The sequence below is a fragment of the Candidatus Avedoeria danica genome, assembly GCA_016703025.1.
Taxonomy (GTDB): Bacteria; Chloroflexota; Anaerolineae; order Epilineales; family Epilineaceae; genus Avedoeria; species Avedoeria danica.
This window is the reverse complement of the sequence record JADJCV010000002.1, coordinates 20391-35984: the sequence shown is the minus strand read 5'-3', so window position 1 is coordinate 35984 and position 15594 is coordinate 20391. Positions and strand designations below refer to the sequence as shown.

12 protein-coding genes are annotated in these 15594 nt (G+C 71.7%); 2 read left to right on the top strand and 10 right to left on the bottom strand.

Annotation, left to right across the window (positions count from 1 at the left end; translation table 11 throughout):
• Window positions 1-12: 12 nt before the first annotated feature.
• Window positions 13-1176: a hypothetical protein gene (locus IPG72_01355; GenBank protein ID MBK6767685.1), complete on the top strand. Its 1164-nt coding sequence runs from the start codon at window positions 13-15 to the stop codon at window positions 1174-1176.
• Between the two features lie 7 nt (window positions 1177-1183).
• Window positions 1184-1747, top strand: coding sequence for a cob(I)yrinic acid a,c-diamide adenosyltransferase (locus tag IPG72_01350; GenBank protein MBK6767684.1), 564 nt, complete (start codon window positions 1184-1186; stop codon window positions 1745-1747).
• Between the two features lie 117 nt (window positions 1748-1864).
• On the opposite strand, the gene IPG72_01345 is transcribed toward IPG72_01350, so the two are convergent.
• The 10 genes from IPG72_01345 to IPG72_01300 all read right to left on the bottom strand — a co-directional run bounded on the left by IPG72_01345 (window position 1865) and on the right by IPG72_01300 (window position 15573).
• Window positions 1865-4915, bottom strand: coding sequence for a histidine kinase (locus tag IPG72_01345; protein MBK6767683.1), 3051 nt, complete (start codon window positions 4913-4915; stop codon window positions 1865-1867).
• Between the two features lie 20 nt (window positions 4916-4935).
• Entirely contained in the window at window positions 4936-6273 is a 1338-nt protein-coding gene (gdhA, locus tag IPG72_01340) for an NADP-specific glutamate dehydrogenase (protein MBK6767682.1), read from the bottom strand.
• Between the two features lie 299 nt (window positions 6274-6572).
• Window positions 6573-7394: a DUF4397 domain-containing protein gene (locus IPG72_01335; protein MBK6767681.1), complete on the bottom strand. Its 822-nt coding sequence runs from the start codon at window positions 7392-7394 to the stop codon at window positions 6573-6575.
• Window positions 7395-7593: 199 nt separating this feature from the next.
• Window positions 7594-8031 (bottom strand): hypothetical protein, encoded by a 438-nt coding sequence (locus tag IPG72_01330; GenBank protein ID MBK6767680.1) that lies wholly within the window; start codon window positions 8029-8031, stop codon window positions 7594-7596.
• A complete protein-coding gene (locus IPG72_01325) occupies window positions 8009-8233 on the bottom strand; it encodes a hypothetical protein (protein MBK6767679.1) in 225 nt (74 codons plus the stop codon). The genes IPG72_01330 and IPG72_01325 overlap by 23 nt, the downstream gene beginning before the upstream one ends.
• Window positions 8234-8555: 322 nt before the next feature.
• Entirely contained in the window at window positions 8556-10070 is a 1515-nt protein-coding gene (locus IPG72_01320; protein MBK6767678.1) for a beta-lactamase family protein, read from the bottom strand.
• Entirely contained in the window at window positions 10067-11212 is a 1146-nt protein-coding gene (thiO, locus tag IPG72_01315) for a glycine oxidase ThiO (protein MBK6767677.1), read from the bottom strand. Before thiO ends, IPG72_01320 begins: the two co-directional genes overlap by 4 nt.
• The gene (locus IPG72_01310) at window positions 11212-12279 is read right to left on the bottom strand and encodes a COX15/CtaA family protein (protein ID MBK6767676.1); all 1068 of its coding nucleotides are present in this window, start codon (window positions 12277-12279) and stop codon (window positions 11212-11214) included. The genes thiO and IPG72_01310 overlap by 1 nt, the downstream gene beginning before the upstream one ends.
• Window positions 12276-13634, bottom strand: coding sequence for a tryptophanase (locus tag IPG72_01305; protein ID MBK6767675.1), 1359 nt, complete (start codon window positions 13632-13634; stop codon window positions 12276-12278). The genes IPG72_01310 and IPG72_01305 overlap by 4 nt, the downstream gene beginning before the upstream one ends.
• A gap of 154 nt (window positions 13635-13788) precedes the next feature.
• Window positions 13789-15573: a CSLREA domain-containing protein gene (locus tag IPG72_01300; protein ID MBK6767674.1), complete on the bottom strand. Its 1785-nt coding sequence runs from the start codon at window positions 15571-15573 to the stop codon at window positions 13789-13791.
• Window positions 15574-15594: the final 21 nt, after the last annotated feature.

Genomic DNA, 15594 nt, shown 5'->3' with positions numbered 1-15594 from the left:
GGAAGGACCGTCATGAAGACCGTTGTCCTCGGCCTGTTCGATGACCTGGACACCGCCCGCCGCGTGCTGAACCAGCTGGCGGCGTCGCCGCTCGACCTCGATCAGATCAGCGTCGTGCACGGGGACCTCGACACGCAGCGCGGCTTGGCGCGCGAGGCCGGCCTGCCCGCCCACCGCGGTCCGATGGCCGGCGTCGTGGCCGGTGCGTTGATCGGCGCCGCGCTCGGCTACTACGCCGGCACGGCGCTGGCGCCCGAGGCCGTCGGCTGGCTGCTGGCCCTCGCGCTCGGCGCCGTCATCGGCGCCCTCGTCGGCGGGGCGCTCGGCGCGATCTCGGAGACGGTGCGGGTGCCCAAGGTCCACCAGGCCGAGGTCCTCCAGGCGATCGGCGAAGGCGCCACGGCGCTCGTCGTCCGCTCCGACAGCTTGCCGACGGCCCGGGCCGTCGGCGACCTCTTCCGCGTGGCCGGCTCACGTGAGCTCTCACCGCTCGGCCCGCCCGCTCCCCAGACGGATGCCGAAGACCCCGCGGCCGCCGCCGCAGCCGTCGAGGCCGAGGAGGGCGTGATCGCCGAGCCGCTCGGCGAGTCGTTCGCCGGCGCGGCGACCGCCTCCGAGACCGCCCGGTTCGCACAGTTCGCCCCGCCGGCCGGGTCCGACCAAGCACCCGCAGCGGCCGGTTTCGCCCCCGTGCAGCCATCGGCCGTCGAGCCGGCCAACCCGAGCGCGCCGCCGTCGACACCCGAGACGATCTTCGCCCCGCCGTGGCGCCGCGGCGTCGTCGACCCGGCCGACGTGGCACCGGCGCCGGCGCCGTCAACGCCCGGTGCGGCGTACGTGCCGGTCGCGGCACCGCCAACGTCGTTCGCCCCATCGACGGACGCGGGTGCGATGCGCCCCGCAGACATCGGGCCGGCCGCCGAAAGCGCCCCCGCGATGGACACGGCGGCATTGGACGCGGCGCCGCCGGCATCCGCCGCCCCCACGTCGGTCGCGACCGGGCGGCCCGAACCCGCGTCGCCACCGCCCGCACCGGTGACCGCCGGCCGCACCGCGACGCAGCGGATCGCCCGCATCCTCCTCGACGCGATCGAGGATGCCGAGCGCATGCCCGCCACGCCCGCCACGCCCGCCACGCCCGCGGCCAAGCGGACGCCGCGCAAGCGAGCGACGTGACGGTCCCGTGAAGATCTATACCCGGACCGGCGACAAAGGTGAGACGGGCCTGTTCGGCGGCGACCGCGTCCCCAAGACCCACCCGCGGGTCGAGGCCTACGGCGACGTCGACGAGCTGAACAGCACGATCGGCCTGGCGCTCGCCCTGGGCGGAGCGGACGCCCCGGGCGACCTCGTCGCCGCCCTGCGCCACATCCAGGACCGCCTGTTCGATCTCGGCGCCGACCTCGCCACACCACCGGACACCGCGGCGGGCGACTGGCTGAAGCGCGTGCCGCCCGCGTGGGCGACCGAACTCGAGGGGGAGATCGACGCGCTCACGTCGACGCTGCCGCCGCTATCGGCGTTCATCCTGCCCGGCGGCACGCCCCTCGCCGGTGCGCTCCACTTGGCGCGCACGGTCTGCCGGCGCGCCGAACGTCGGGTCCTGGCGGCGGCCAAGGCGGGGGAAACGATCAGTCCGCCCGTCGTCATGTATCTCAACCGGCTGAGCGACTACCTGTTCATGGCGGCGCGGTACGCGAACGCGCGGGCGGGCGTGGGCGACGTGGCATGGCGGCCGGGGGGGTAGCTGCGCCGCGAATCGTTCCCATCGGCAAGATCCCCATCGGCCAAAATGCCCCTACCGGTGGGTCATCGCGACGGGCAATCATGGTCGTTGGCCGGTGGGGGGAAGAACGGACGCGGGTCACTCGTCGTCCGGCTCCCTCGCCACCTTCACCACCGCCCCCTCGCCGCTCCGCGCGTCGATGAGGACCTCCATCGGCTCCACCAGCCGATGGTGCCGCACCCACGCCGTCTCGCGCGCCACCGGCTGCGCATCCAGCCAATCCCAGTCGATCAGCGCGCCGCGGCGCTCGCTGGCGGTGAAGTAGCCGATACCCAGGCTCGTCATGTTGTGGAAGAAGTGCGTCCCCTGCGACGGCTCGACCGGCATGCCGGCCAGGTCGCATTCGACGATGACGCGCGCACCGGCGATGTCGCGCCAGGCCACCGGGATGCCGAGCCAGCGGTCGGCGGTGCCCCACCGTCCTGGGCCGACCAGCAAGTACGGTCGGCCCTCGGCCTGCAGCGCGGCGTTGACGGCTGCGACCTCGAGCGCGATGTCGGCTGTGCGCTGCCGATCGAACACATCACGCCGGACGGTGACGATGTCGGTCACATCGACGGTCCGGCCGACGCCAAGGGCTTTGCTGCACGCGATGAAGGCGTCCGACGGCGCGATGGCGGTCAAATCGATCGCCTGGGCTGCCGTGCCAAGGACGAGCGGGCGGATCTGCAGGAACGCGAACTCGTGCGGCGCGGGCGACGGGCGCAGGCAGACCGCGAACTCGATTTCGACCGGGCCGGACATGCCAAGCGTGCCGAGCTCGAGCAGCCGCTGCAGCGTCTCGCACAGCGGCAGGAGGTGGTGCTTCAGGATCGGCGCGAAGGTCACGAGCCGCACACCGGGCCGCGACAGCCCGTCGTACACCGCGTCGTTGTCCGGCACGTAGACCGAGGCGACCGGCCAAAGCGTATCGTGGCGCTCGGCGTCCGCCAGCCCGAGTTCGACGAGCGCCGACTCGGGCTCCGGATTGTGAAAGCTGGCCGGGCGGGTAACGTCCAACGCCCAGAACGTGCGCTGAGCGTTGGCCAGGATGTCCTCGGGCAGCGAGAGCTGCGGCAGCCACTCGGGGTGGGCGGGCGAGAACCGTACCGCCCGCCCGCCGTCGACGACCGTCTTGCCGAGCCCGAGCGCGACGGTCGCGATGCCTTCCTCGGCCCGCATGTCGCGCACCGGATAGAAGTTGTGCGACTGCGCCACACCTGAGAAGTGCGGATACACCACGTCGCCGTACCGATCGCCGACGATCTGCATGATGACGACGGCCATCTTCTCGTCCTCGACGCGGTTCGGCGTCGCGGCGAAGTACGCCTTGGCCGCCGTGAAGTACGTCGCGGCGTAGATGTGCTTGATGGCCGCTTCGAGCGCCGCCTGTCGCTCCCCCGGCGTCGCAGCGTTGTTGGGCAGCATGTGCGTCGGGTAGACGCCGGCGGCCGGCAGGTGGTGCGAGTCCTCGAGCAGGCTCGAGGAGCGCACGGCCAGCGGCTGGTCGGCGCGCGCGAGGAAGGCGGCCAGATCGGCGCTCACATGCGGCGGCAGCGGCGTTTCAAGGAAGCGCGCGAGGATGGCGTGGTCATCCGACTCGCGCAGCGCGAACGCTTGCAGGTCGGCGGCGCCGACGAAGGCGTCGAAGACATCGGTGGCCAGGACGGCCGTCGTCGGCACGAACAGGCGGATCCGCGGCAGGTCGCGGGCGATGTCGCCGCGCGACAGCAGGTCGAACGTGAAGGCCAGACCGCGTCCCTTCCCCCCCAAGCTGCCGCTGCCGATGCGCACGAACGTGTCGCGGGCGTCGGCGCGGGCGGCGGCGAAGTCGACGACCTGGCCGCGGCGAAGCGCGTCGCGGGTCTGCTGCAGGCGATCGATGAGGAACGCCCGCATGTCGCCCGTGGTGGCGAAGTCGTCGACATGGAGCGTGCGCAGCTCGGACGCCAGAGCGAACTCGGTGCGGGCCATCAGCCAGTTCGAGAAGCCGTTGCGCTTTGCGTGCCCGACCAGCACGTCGTCCGGCAATGTCGGCAGCACGCCCACCAGCGCATCGACGTCGGCGGCCCGAGCGACCTCGGCGCCGTCCTCGCCGCGGAACACGAATTCACCGAAGCCCAGTCGGTCGAGCATGAAGTTGTTGAACTCGTTCAACAGCGTCGGCGAGTTCTTGTTCACGAAGGCCGCGCCGAGCACCTCGGCGTCCGCACGGAAGCGGTCCTGGGACGATTGCAGGAGGAGCGGCGTCTCGGCGTCGACGGCGCGGATCTGCCGCAGCAGCTCGAGGCCGGCCTCGTTGTCGTCGACGCCGCCGCGCGGGAACCGGACGTCGCTGATCACGGCCAGGACGTGGTCTTGTGACGCTTGGTAGAGCGCCCAGCCCTCCTCGAACGTCGTCGCCAGGAGCAGCCGCGGCCGCAGCCGGCGCCGCAGCAGCCGCTGATCGAGGTTCAGGCTCTGGGCGATGAGCTGGTCCGTCTGGCGCGTCAGCGCGCTGAAGACGAGCGGCAGGTAAGACGAGATGAACGGGACGCTGTCCTCCACCAGGATGATGCTGCGCACCCCGCCGACGCGGGCGTCGTGCTCGGCGTTGCGGCTGTCCTCGAGGAGGCGGATGATCGCGAGGAACAGCCGGACATCGCCCCGCCAGAGCAACACGCCGTCGATGTGCGGGATCGCGCCCGGTCCGCCGGGGATGCCGAACAGCTCGCGCATGTCGTAGGCCATGATGAACACGGGCACGTCGGCGCACAGCGCTTTGGCCTGCCGCCCGAAGTCGGAAGCGCCGACATCGTTGACGGCGGCGATCGTAATGACGATGTCGAATGGACGCTCGGCGAGCGCCTCGAGCGCGCGGGCGCGGGTCGAGACGCGGGTGATCTCCGGCGGGCCTTCGAGCGACAAGCTCTGGTACGTCGTGAAGATCAGCTCGGCCAGATGGGCGCCCTCGGACAGCGTGTACGAGTCGTACAGGCTGGCGACCAGAAGGACCCGCCGGACGCGGAACGACAGCAGCGTCTGGAGCTGGCTGGTCTGGACGTCGTACGCCTCGACGATCGCCTCGAGGTCGGGCGCGGGGCCGGGCAACGGCGCGGGACGACCGGGCGATGCGATCGCGCCGCTCCGGCCGTCCTCCCCCATCGCCATGTGTTCGTCGTACCGGTCGGCTAGACGAGGCCCTGGTCGAGCATCGCGTTCGCCACCTTCAGGAAGCCGGCGATGTTCGCGCCGGCCAGGAGGTTGCCCTTCACGCCGTAGGTCTCGGCCGCACCGGCCGCCGCGGCATGGATGCCGGTCATGATCCGGTCGAGCTGGGCGTCCACCTGGGCACGGTCCCAGTTGTCGAACTGCGCGTTCTGCGTCATCTCGAGCGCCGACGTCGCCACCCCGCCCGCGTTCGCGGCCTTGGCCGGACCGAAGGCGATGCCGGCGCCGTGGAAGATGTCGATCGCCTCCAGCGTCGACGGCATGTTCGCGCCCTCGCTGACCGCCTTGCACCCGCCCGCGACGAGCGCCTTGGCGTCGGCCGCCTCGATCTCGTTCTGCGTCGCGCACGGCAGCGCGATGTCGCACGGGACGGCCCACGGGCGCTTCCCGGCGTGGAACGTGCTGCCCGCGAACTGGGCGGTGTACTCCTCGATCCGGCCGCGGCGGACGTTCTTGAGGTCCATGATCCACGCCAGCTTCTCGCGATCGATGCCGGCCGGATCGTGCACGAAGCCGTTCGAGTCCGAGGCCGTGACGACCTTGCCGCCGTAGTCGAGGACCTTCTCGATGCAGTACTGCGAGACGTTGCCGCTGCCGCTGACCGTGCACGTGCGGCCTTCGATCGTGTCGCCGCGGGCCTTCAGCATCTCGCGCAGGAAGTAGACCTGGCCGTAGCCGGTGGCCTCGGGCCGGATGAGCGACCCGCCCCAACCCCAGCCCTTGCCCGTCAGGACGCCGTCCCAGCTCTTCGTCAGCCGCTTGTACTGCCCGAACAGGAAGCCGATCTCGCGCCCGCCGACACCGATGTCGCCGGCCGGGACGTCGATGTTCGGGCCGATGTGGCGGAACAACTCGGTCATGAACGACTGGCAGAAGCGCATGACCTCGCCGTCCGACTTGCCCTTGGGATCGAAGTCGCTGCCGCCCTTGCCGCCGCCGATCGGGCGGGTGGTCAGGGCGTTCTTGAAGATCTGCTCGAAGCCGAGGAACTTGATGATCGACAGGTTCACGGACGGATGGAACCGCAGCCCGCCCTTGTACGGCCCGATCGCGCTGTTGAACTGCACCCGCATCCCGCGGTTCACCTGCACCTTGCCGCTGTCGTCCACCCACGGCACGCGGAACGTGATCACGCGCTCCGGCTCCGTCAGCCGCTCCAGGATGGCGGCCTCGCGGTACTGCGGGTTGCGCTCGAAGACGGGCTCGAGCGTCTCGAGGACCTCCCAGACGGCCTGGTGGAACTCGGGCTGGTTCGGATCGCGCTGCTGGATGGTTTCGAAGACGGCCTTGGCATACATGGAGGCATGTCGTCCTGGGTGCGATACGGGTACGGGCGTAGATGCGGGGGCGGCCAAACGCGGGGGAGGGTAGGACGATCGGGGGTTGGGGGCAAGCGATGGTGCGGCGCACGGCCATCATTGCCGTTGTGCGCGTCGAAGAACACCGAACGTGCGGTGCGACCTCGTTCGACGGGTCGCACCGCACGTGTTGGCCTACGCCACTGTCGGAAGGCGTGGAGCGCCTAGTGCTCTGTCACTGCAGGGTCTGCGGACAACTGCCTCTGTCGGATAGCCGAAGCGTGTCGAGTGACAGAGTACTAGCGTTGTGGCGAAGCGATCTGCCGGCGGATCCCGAGGCCCAGGATGACCAGCAACCCGGCCGCGGCGAGGAACAGCGTGCGCATCTGGCGGGCCGGCCCACCGGAGCCGGTCTTGGGCATCGATGCCGGCATCGCTTGGCCCGAGGAGGCCTTGGCGTCCACGCTCGGCACCGCCACCAGCGCCGGCTCGCCGCCGGCAAGGCCCATGGCGAAGATGGTGTAGACCGTTCCGGCCTCCAGCGTCAGGCCCGGAACCGACAGCGCTACCGTGTCCGTGCCCGTCGGGCGGACATCGAGGGCGTAGGTGCCGGCGTCCACGGGCAGGTAGTCACCCGTCTGCTTGAAGGCGATGTTCTTGAAGAGCACCGGGCCGCCGGCGGCCACGGCGATGTCCACCGCCGGCGCGTCGGGCGAAGCGTGGACGAACCGGACATGGGCCTTGCCCGCGGCCGGCGCGGCGTTGTTGTCAGTCAGCACCAGCGGTGCGATCTCCGCCAGCTTGCCCACCGCTACCACGGTGTAGTCCGTTCCTGCCGCCAGGTCGAGGTTGGCATCGATGACCGCCGGCTCGGTCTTGCCCGTCGGGACCACCTTGACACCGTACTTGCCTGCGGCCAGGCCGGCATACGCGGTGATGCCCTTGAACGATGCGTTCGTGAAGGCGGGCTTGTCCGCCACCCATACGTCGACGGCGGGGCCGTCCGGCGAGGCGTGCACGACGCGTACCCGCGCCTGGTTGTCTTGGGCGGCGGCCGGCTGGGCAGCCAGCCACGTTCCAAGGACAGCGAGCGCGGCCGCGGCAAAGGTAGAGCGCTTCATGAAGGGCAATCTCCTGGTCATGGTGCGAACGAGTGCAGCGCCGGCGGCCGCGGAACGACCGCACGCCCTTCGTTCAACAGTGGGTGATGCATGGTTGCCACTCGAGGACGCGGCCAACCGTTGTGACGACCAGTGTAACGAGTGAAACCCTATACATCGAGACTTTGTATAAGGTTTCGGTCGGGGTCTCATCTTCCTGTCATGTTCCGCGCGGGATTCGACGGTCGAAATCGCGCACTTGGTCCTCCGACAACGGCTCGATGCGCACCTGCGGCACCCGCAGGTCGGGCGGCGGGTCGCCGGGGCGGGCGGGGGCGTACGTACTCAGCGAGAGGAAGAACGTGACGCGGTCCTCGCGTCGGGTTATCTCGCCGCGCAGCCCCGCGATGGCCGTGTCCAGCTCCAGGCGCCGCAGTAACGTCGACTTGCCGCGGCCAAGGCGCCACTCGCGCCAGTTCGCGGGCTTGTGGCGGGCCAGATCGGCGGCTTCGGCGATCGTGAGCGTGACGGCGTCGGCGGAGTCGCCGCGGAGCGTCGCTTCGAGGCGGGCCCAGACGCCGCCGGCGTCGCGCGACGTCGGATCGATAGACGCGCACCCGTTGGTCGCTGCGAGGTCATCGGCCTCGACCACGCGCACCCGGGCGCGCGGGTGCAGCGCCTCGGCCGTCGCCGACGGTCTTGAAGACGTGGCCGCCGCGGGACTCGATGGCTGTGCGAAGAAGGGCGTCGTGTTGCGCGAGGGCGGTCTGCATCGCGTCGCGGTCGCGCTCCCACAGGGCGGTGCTGCCGGCGATGTCGGTGAAGAGGAAGGTGACGGTGCCGGTGGGCAGGGGGGGCATACCTGGGACTCCGCGACAGGGGCACGATGAGCCGAGGGCAACGCATTGTCCCACGCCAAGTGTGCTGTCGCCAGCCAACGCAGGGCTGTCCCGTTCTCGGTAGCCTGTCCCGCGCGGGCCCCCTCCCTGGCCGGCTTCGCCGGCCTGTCCCTCCCCCAATTCTGGTGGAGGGACCTGTTGGGGACAGCTCGGCAGGCCAGGGCGCGCTTGGTTTCACCCCGCCCTCAGCATTGGGGGCGGGGTCGGCGCGCACAGCGCGCCGGGGGAGGGGGCCAGCGCAGGGCACTCGATGGAGAACGGGACAACACTGCCAGCCAACGTTTCAACGGCTGTCCAGTCGTGCGACGTACGGCAGAAGTATCCGTGAACCCGCCGGCGCCCCCCGCCGCAGGACGAAGAACCGATTGCGGATCCAAACCACACCCGGCTCGACCGGATCGTCGAAGAACGTCACCACTTGGTCGACGCTGCCGTTGCCATCCGTGTCGATCCGGAAGCTGCGCGGCCCGTTTGCGTACGCCAGGCCGCAGTCCTGGGCCATCGCGGTGCGCACCTGCCGGCCGTCGGCGCGGGTGACGGTCGTCGTCAGCACGCCGTCGACGATGTCGACGTCCCACGACCACGGCGTGCCGACGTTCGTGTGGCCGGCGTAGTGCCCGGCCAGCACCGGCCACGCATCGGGCCGCTGGGGGCAGCTCGGGCGGGGCGACGTCGAGGGCGCGGGGACGAGGAAGGCGTCGATCGCACACGTGGCGGAGCCGTAGAGCGCGCCGAAGCCGTTCGTCAGCGTCGCCACCGCGAAGCGCCGCTCGGGCACCCAGTCGAGCGTCGCCATCCAGCCCCAGGCGCTGCCGGGGTGCCGCTTCAACGTGACGTTCCCGTGGGACTGGGTGATGACCCCGAAGCCGTAGGCCTCGCCTTCGGCCGACTCCATCGCCACGAGCGGCGACGTCATGAGGCGCGCCGACGCCGGCGTCAACACGTCGCCGCCGCCGTCCATGAGCACCGTCGCCCAGCGCACGAGGTCGCCGGCCGTGCTGTGGGCGTAGCCCGTGGGGTGGCGCGCCCAATTGTCCTGATCGCTCGGCCGCCAGATCGCCAAGCCGCCATTGAAGATGTCGTTCCAGTGCCCGAACGCGAAGTTCCCGCGCGCCTCGACCTCGCCGGCCAACATCGTCGTGTCCCGCATCCCGGCCCGCGTGAAGACCTCGCGCTGCATGTACTCCGGGAAGCCCATGCCGCTGACGCGCTCGATCACGTGGCCCAGATACATGTAGTTGGCGCTCGAGTAGTTCCAGAACCGCCCGGGCGGGTTGAACGGGATCGTCGCCCCCTGCTCGAGCACCCAGCGGCCCATCGCCGCCGGGTCGGGCTTGCCGTAGAGGTCCGATTCCTGCGTCGCCGAGTTGTCCGGCAGCCCGCTCGTGTGCTGCAGGAGGTCGCGGATCGTCACCCGGTCCTCGAACCCCGGCTCGGCGAAGCGCACCTCCGGCACGTAGCGCGACAGCGGCGCGTCGAGGTCAACAAGACCGCGGTCGACGAGGCGCAGCACGCCGGCCGCGGAGAGCATCTTCGTCGTCGACCCGATCCGGAACTGCGTCGCGGCGTCGACCGCGTCGTCCCGGTCCTTGTGCTTCCGCCCGAAGCCCTCGGCCATGACGAGTTCGCCGTCCTGCATGACGGCGACGGATGCGCCGATCAGGCCGCCGGACGCCATCTCGCCGCGCACGCACGTGCGGAACGCGTCGACCGGATCGCCCCGCTGCGCCGATGTCGGACGGGCGACCATTGCGCCGAAAGCGAGGGCGAGGCAGGCAGTCGCGATGCGCGCCCTCACCCGAACCGCTCCACCCCGAACCCCCGCCCCGCCTCCGGCATCCCCCCCGTCACCAACCCCTCGGCGATCAGCGCCCCCGTGATCGGCGCCAGCAGCACGCCGTTGCGATGATGCCCCGTCGCCAGCCACAGCCCGTCGATGGCCGTCGGCCCCAGGATCGGCGCGTCGTCGCGGCTCGTCGGCCGCAGGCCCGCCCATGTCTCGACGAGCGGCAGCTCATCGACGCCCGGCACCGCCTCCCATGCCCCGTCCAGCAGCCCGCGGATCCCGCCGGCCGTCAGCGTCGTGTCGAATCCCTGCTCCTCGACCGTGGCCCCGACGAGCAGCCGCCCGTCGCCGCGCGGCACGAGGTAGGCGTCGGGCGCCCAGATCATCCGCGTCACGATCGGCGCGGCCGCATCCATCCGGAGCGCCAGCATCTGTCCCTTCACCGGCCGAACCGGCGGCCGGGCGATCTCCGGCAGCCCCGGCAGGCCGCGCGACCACGCGCCGGCGGCGACGACGACGGCGTCGGCGGCCAGTGTTTCGATATCTCGCACATCGCCCGCATCGCGACCGTCGACGGCGACCGCGACATCGACGCCGCCCACCCGTCCGTGCTCGGTCCGCAGCCCGACGACCTCGGTGTGCTCGCGCAGCACGCCCCCCGCCCGCCGGTACGCCGCCGCGAGCGCGACGACGACGGCGCGGTTGTCGACGCAGTGATCGTCCGGGCTGAACACCGCGGCCGTGGTCGATCGCGACAGGTACGGTTCGAGTTGCCGCGCCTCGGCGCCGGACAGCCACTCGACGGTCAGGCCGTGACGCTGCTGCAGATCGTGCCTGAACTTCAGCTGCGCCGCGTCGTCCCGATCGAGCGCGACGAGCAGCGCGCCGTCCGTGCGGTAGTCGACGTCGATCCCGGTCGCGGCCGACAGCTCGGCGGCGTATGCGGGCCACAGCGCGCGCCCCGCGAGGAGCAGCGGCAGCAGCCGCTCCTCGGCCGGCTCGACCTCGGCGTGCGGCGGCAGCATCCCGGCGGCGGCCCATGACGCGCCGCGGCCGGCTTCACCGCGCTCGACGATCGTCGACGGGACGCCGCGCTTGGCCAGCTCCCAACCGATCGCCAGGCCGATGATCCCGCCGCCGACGATGACGATCATCAGCGGCCGGCGGTCGCCAACCGGTGGAACGTCACGACCGTCAGCGCGAACACCGCCACGCCGGTGGCCTGGTGGAGCAGCGCGAGCGAGAGCGGCACGTGCTGGACGATGACGGTCACGCCCAGCGCGATCTGCACGCCCACGAGCACGACGAGCGCCGCCGCCGGCCGTGCGATCCGACCCGCGCCCGCCCGGCGCGCCGCGAGGGCGAGCGCAGCGGCCACGGCGAGGACCGCCCATGCCAGCCAGCGGTGGACCCAGTGCACGCCGAGCGGCACCTCGGTCACGCTCTGCCACCACGTCGGCGCAGCGCTGAGCAGCCCGTCGGGCAGCAGTTGGCCGAGCATGCGCGGCCACGTGTCCGAAACCGTGCCGGCCTTGAGCCCGGCCATCAACCCGCCCCACACGATCTGGATCGTCACGACCGCGACGAGCAGCCACCCCAAGCGGCGCAGCCGGCGCGCCGATCCGTCGTCGCGCGCCCGCTCGGGCGACGCATCGCGTGCCGAAGTCGCGTCACCCGCGACCTCCGCCGGGCGCATCGCCAGCCAGATCGTGAACGCCAGCAGCGCCAGCGCCGCCATCAGGTGCGCCGTCAGCCGGTAGTGGCTCACGCTCGGCCGATCGACGAGGCCGCTGGCGACCATGAGCCAGCCGAGGAGACCCTGGAGGCCGAAGCCGATGACGACCGCCCAATAGGGCCCGCTCCGCCGCCACGGAATCGTCCGGCGGAAGAGGAAGACGAGGAGCGGCAGCAACACGGCCAGGCCGGCCAGGCGGGCGACGAGCCGGTGGAACCACTCGATGAGGAAGATCCGCCGGTAGCCGTCCAGCGTCATGTCGGCGTTCACGGTCCGGCCCTCCGGGCTCTGTTGGTACTGCGCGAACGCCTCCTGCCACGCCGCCTCGCCCATCGGCGGCACGACGCCCGTCACGGCATCCCACTCGACGATCGACAGCCCGGCGCGCGACAGACGGACGAAGCCGCCGACGACGACCATCCCCGCCACGAGAGCGGCGACGGTCCAGAGCCAGATGCGGACGGAACGGGTCGGTGGCGGGGTCATCGGGAGGACTCCAGTGGCGCGAGGCGCGCCGTGAAGTGGCGCAAGAAGGGGGCGGCTTCGACGATCCGCAGTCCGCCGATCGCCTCGCGCTCGGCAAAGACCTCGAGGATCGTCTCGACGACGTAGTCGATGTGGCTCTGCGTATACACGCGCCGCGGCACCGCCAGCCGGACGAGCTCCATCCGCGCCGCATCCGCGAACATCAGCGTCCCGATCTCCACCGAGCGGATGCCGCCCTGCACGTAGAGCGCATTCGCCAGCGCGACGCCCGGCAGCGCGGCCGGCGGGACGTGCGGCAGGAAGGCCTTGGCGTCGATATATACGGCGTGGCCGCCGGGCGGCTGGATGATCGGGACGCCGGCGCGGCTGATGTGGTCGCCCAGGTAGGCGACGCTGGCGGCGCGGTAGGCCAGGTAGTCCTCGTCGAGCGCCTCGTGCAATCCGACGGCGATCGCCTCGAGGTCGCGGCCGGCCAGGCCGCCGTACGTCGGGTAGCCCTCCGTCAGGATCAGCAGGTTCTCTTCCTGGCGCGCCAGCACGTCGTCGTTCGTGCACAGGAAGCCGCCGATGTTCGCCATCCCGTCCTTCTTGGCGCTCATCGTGCAGCCGTCGCCGAGGGCCATCATCGCCCGCGCGATGTCGATCGGCGCGTGGTCGGCGTAGCCCGGCTCGCGCTGCTTGATGAACCAGGCGTTCTCGGCGAAGCGGCAGGCGTCGAAGTAGAGCGGCACGCCGTGGCGGTGGCACGTCTCGCTGACGGCCGTCGCGTTGCCCATGCTCACCGGCTGGCCGCCGCCCGAGTTGTTCGTCACCGTCAGCATGACGAGCGGCACCCGCCCGCGGTTCTCGGTCAGCAGCCGGTCGAGCGCCGCGACGTCCATGTTGCCCTTGAACGGGTGGCTCTCCGCCGGGTCGGCCGCCTCGGCGCACGGCAGGTCCACCGCCCGCGCGCCGACGAACTCGACGTTGGCCCGCGTCGTGTCGAAGTGCGTGTTGTTCGGGACGATGTCGCCCGCCTTGCACATCACGGAGAACAGGATCCGCTCCGCCGCCCGCCCCTGGTGCGTCGGGATCACGTGGCCGTAGCCGAAGATGTCCCGCACCGCGTCGCGGAACACCGGCCAGCTCCGGCTGCCGGCATAACTCTCGTCGCCGACCATCATCCCGGCCCACTGCTGGACGCTCATCGCCCCGGTCCCGCTGTCCGTCAGCAGGTCGATCAGGACGGCATCCGCCGGCACCTGGAACAGGTTCCACTCGGCCGCGCGCAGGTGGGCCTCGCGCTCGGCGCGCGTCGTGCGGCGGATCGGCTCGACGGACTTGATGCGGAAGGGCTCGATGATCGTGTGGGGCATGGGTGGGGGCTCGCGGGGAGGACGGCGGGATCGTCAGTATACGGCCGCACTGCCTGCGGCCCTCACCCCCCGACCCCCTCCCCCGAGTCTGGGGGAGGGGAGGATCACGGGTTGGGGGATTCCGACGAACGTGCGCATCGTTCGGTGCGTGGGCTCAGTTGCCCTCGAGTACGGGCGGCCGCGACGCGATCGGCAGCCAGATCCGATGCCGGGGCGGCGGCGTCGAGGCCGCCGGATCCGGGGTTGTCGAGGGGCGTACGGTCGGGGTGGGCGATGCCTGTCCCGTGGCCGTGCCCGATGGCCGGCCGGTCGGTGTTGCGGACGGACCGCCGGTCGGCGACGGCCCAGCGGTCGACGTCACCTGCGCCGTCGCCGTCGGTGTCGCCGATGGCCGCGGGCCGGCGACTGCCTTTGGCGCGCTGAAGGCGGACGTGTCGCCGCCGGCGTCGGTGGCCGTGGCGGTCAGGAACGGGCCGCCGAAGCCGCCCGGCAGCGTCAGCTGCCACATGCCGGCGCCGTCGGCGCGCGTGCGGCCCTCGAAGCGACCGCCTTCATCGACGGCATCGGAAAAGACCTCGACCACGCAGAGTGCGCACGCCGTGCCGCGCGCCGATGTCGGCAGGGCCTCGACGATGACGGGTGCCGCGAGGCCGTGGTTCCCGCCGTCGACCAGGGCGATGCCCGGGCCGCCGTTGGCGTGGATCTGATTGGCGGTGAGCGTGTTGCCGACCGTGGCGCCGAACTTTCCGTTGATGTCGACGCCGGCCAGCTCGTTGAACGCGATCACGTTCGGCTCGCCGTCGCCCTCGCCGCCGATCCGGCTGCCGGTGGCCCCGCCGTGCACGTACACGCCGCTGTAGCTGTTGGAGAGCGCACGCACCGCGCTCGCGTCCGCCCCGATCACGTTTCCGACGACGCGCGTGCCGATCGCCCCGCCGATCTGCAGGCCGGCGCACGTGTTGCCGGACAGGAGGTTGCGCGCCGCCGCGTCGCCGCCGACGCGATGGTCGCGCGGCACATCGCCGCCGGCGATATCCTCGATCGAGACGCCGCCGCAGCGGTTGCCCGGCGCCGCCAGCCCGAGCGCGTCCGTGCCGACGTAGTTGCCTTCGATCCGGCTCCCGACGCCGTCGAGAAGGCGGATCCCGATGTGGAAGTCGTGAATGACCAGCCCGCGCACCGTCGCGCCCGCGCCGCGGACGACGATGCCGGCCGGGCAGCAGGCGGGCAGCAACGAGCCGTCCAGCACGATCTTGAGCACGCCGTTCAGCGCCTGCCCGACGGGCGCCGTGTTCGGCCGCGCCCCGGCCTGCGAGTAGCCGTCGATCGTCGTCGCGCCGTCGTAGATCTCACGCAGCGGGGTGGTTGGCCGGATCGTACACGGTCCGCCCAGCGTGCAGCCCGCATCGCCGGCCGGGATCGCGAACCCGATCCGGTCGGCCCCGGCGGCAGCGTCGGCCGCGATCAGCGCCTCGCGCAGCGAGCAGTGCGCACCGCTGCAGGCGCCATCATCGAGATCGTCGGTCGTCGTCACCACCCACTGCCGCCCGCCAGCGACCGTCGGCGTCGGCGTCGGCGTCGGCGTCGGCGACAACGTCGTGGCCGTAGGCGTCGGCCCGCTGGTGGCGCTTGCGGTCGCGATTGACGTCGCTCCCCCGCGGACCCCGCCTGCCCAGAAGCCGCTCGCCACCTGCCCTGCCGCACCCCGCGATCGCCCGACGACCGGCTGGCCGAGCGTGCCAACGATCTGGTACCCGCCGCCGGCGACCGCGCCGCCACCCGCCCCGACGACGCCGGTCGCGAGGTGCACGTCAGCCGCGGCGGTGGCCAGGAACAGCGCCGGCAGCACGGCGGCGACGGCGGCGACGGCGGCGAATGCCCGCGGTCGGGCGCGGTCGCCGAGCGGCCGGCGGAAGGAACTCAACGATCGACGGCGCATGGGCTACCTCCTCAAACGGCG

Coding starts and splice junctions, on each gene's coding strand:
- gdhA (MBK6767682.1), bottom strand. CDS start 6,273: ATGTATGCCAAGGCCGTCTTCGAAACCATCCAGCAGCGCGATCCGAAC.
- IPG72_01355 (MBK6767685.1), top strand. CDS start 13: ATGAAGACCGTTGTCCTCGGCCTGTTCGATGACCTGGACACCGCCCGC.
- IPG72_01310 (MBK6767676.1), bottom strand. CDS start 12,279: ATGACCCCGCCACCGACCCGTTCCGTCCGCATCTGGCTCTGGACCGTC.
- IPG72_01325 (MBK6767679.1), bottom strand. CDS start 8,233: ATGCCCCCCCTGCCCACCGGCACCGTCACCTTCCTCTTCACCGACATC.
- IPG72_01300 (MBK6767674.1), bottom strand. CDS start 15,573: ATGCGCCGTCGATCGTTGAGTTCCTTCCGCCGGCCGCTCGGCGACCGC.
- IPG72_01335 (MBK6767681.1), bottom strand. CDS start 7,394: ATGAAGCGCTCTACCTTTGCCGCGGCCGCGCTCGCTGTCCTTGGAACG.
- IPG72_01305 (MBK6767675.1), bottom strand. CDS start 13,634: ATGCCCCACACGATCATCGAGCCCTTCCGCATCAAGTCCGTCGAGCCG.
- thiO (MBK6767677.1), bottom strand. CDS start 11,212: ATGATCGTCATCGTCGGCGGCGGGATCATCGGCCTGGCGATCGGTTGG.
- IPG72_01345 (MBK6767683.1), bottom strand. CDS start 4,915: ATGGCGATGGGGGAGGACGGCCGGAGCGGCGCGATCGCATCGCCCGGT.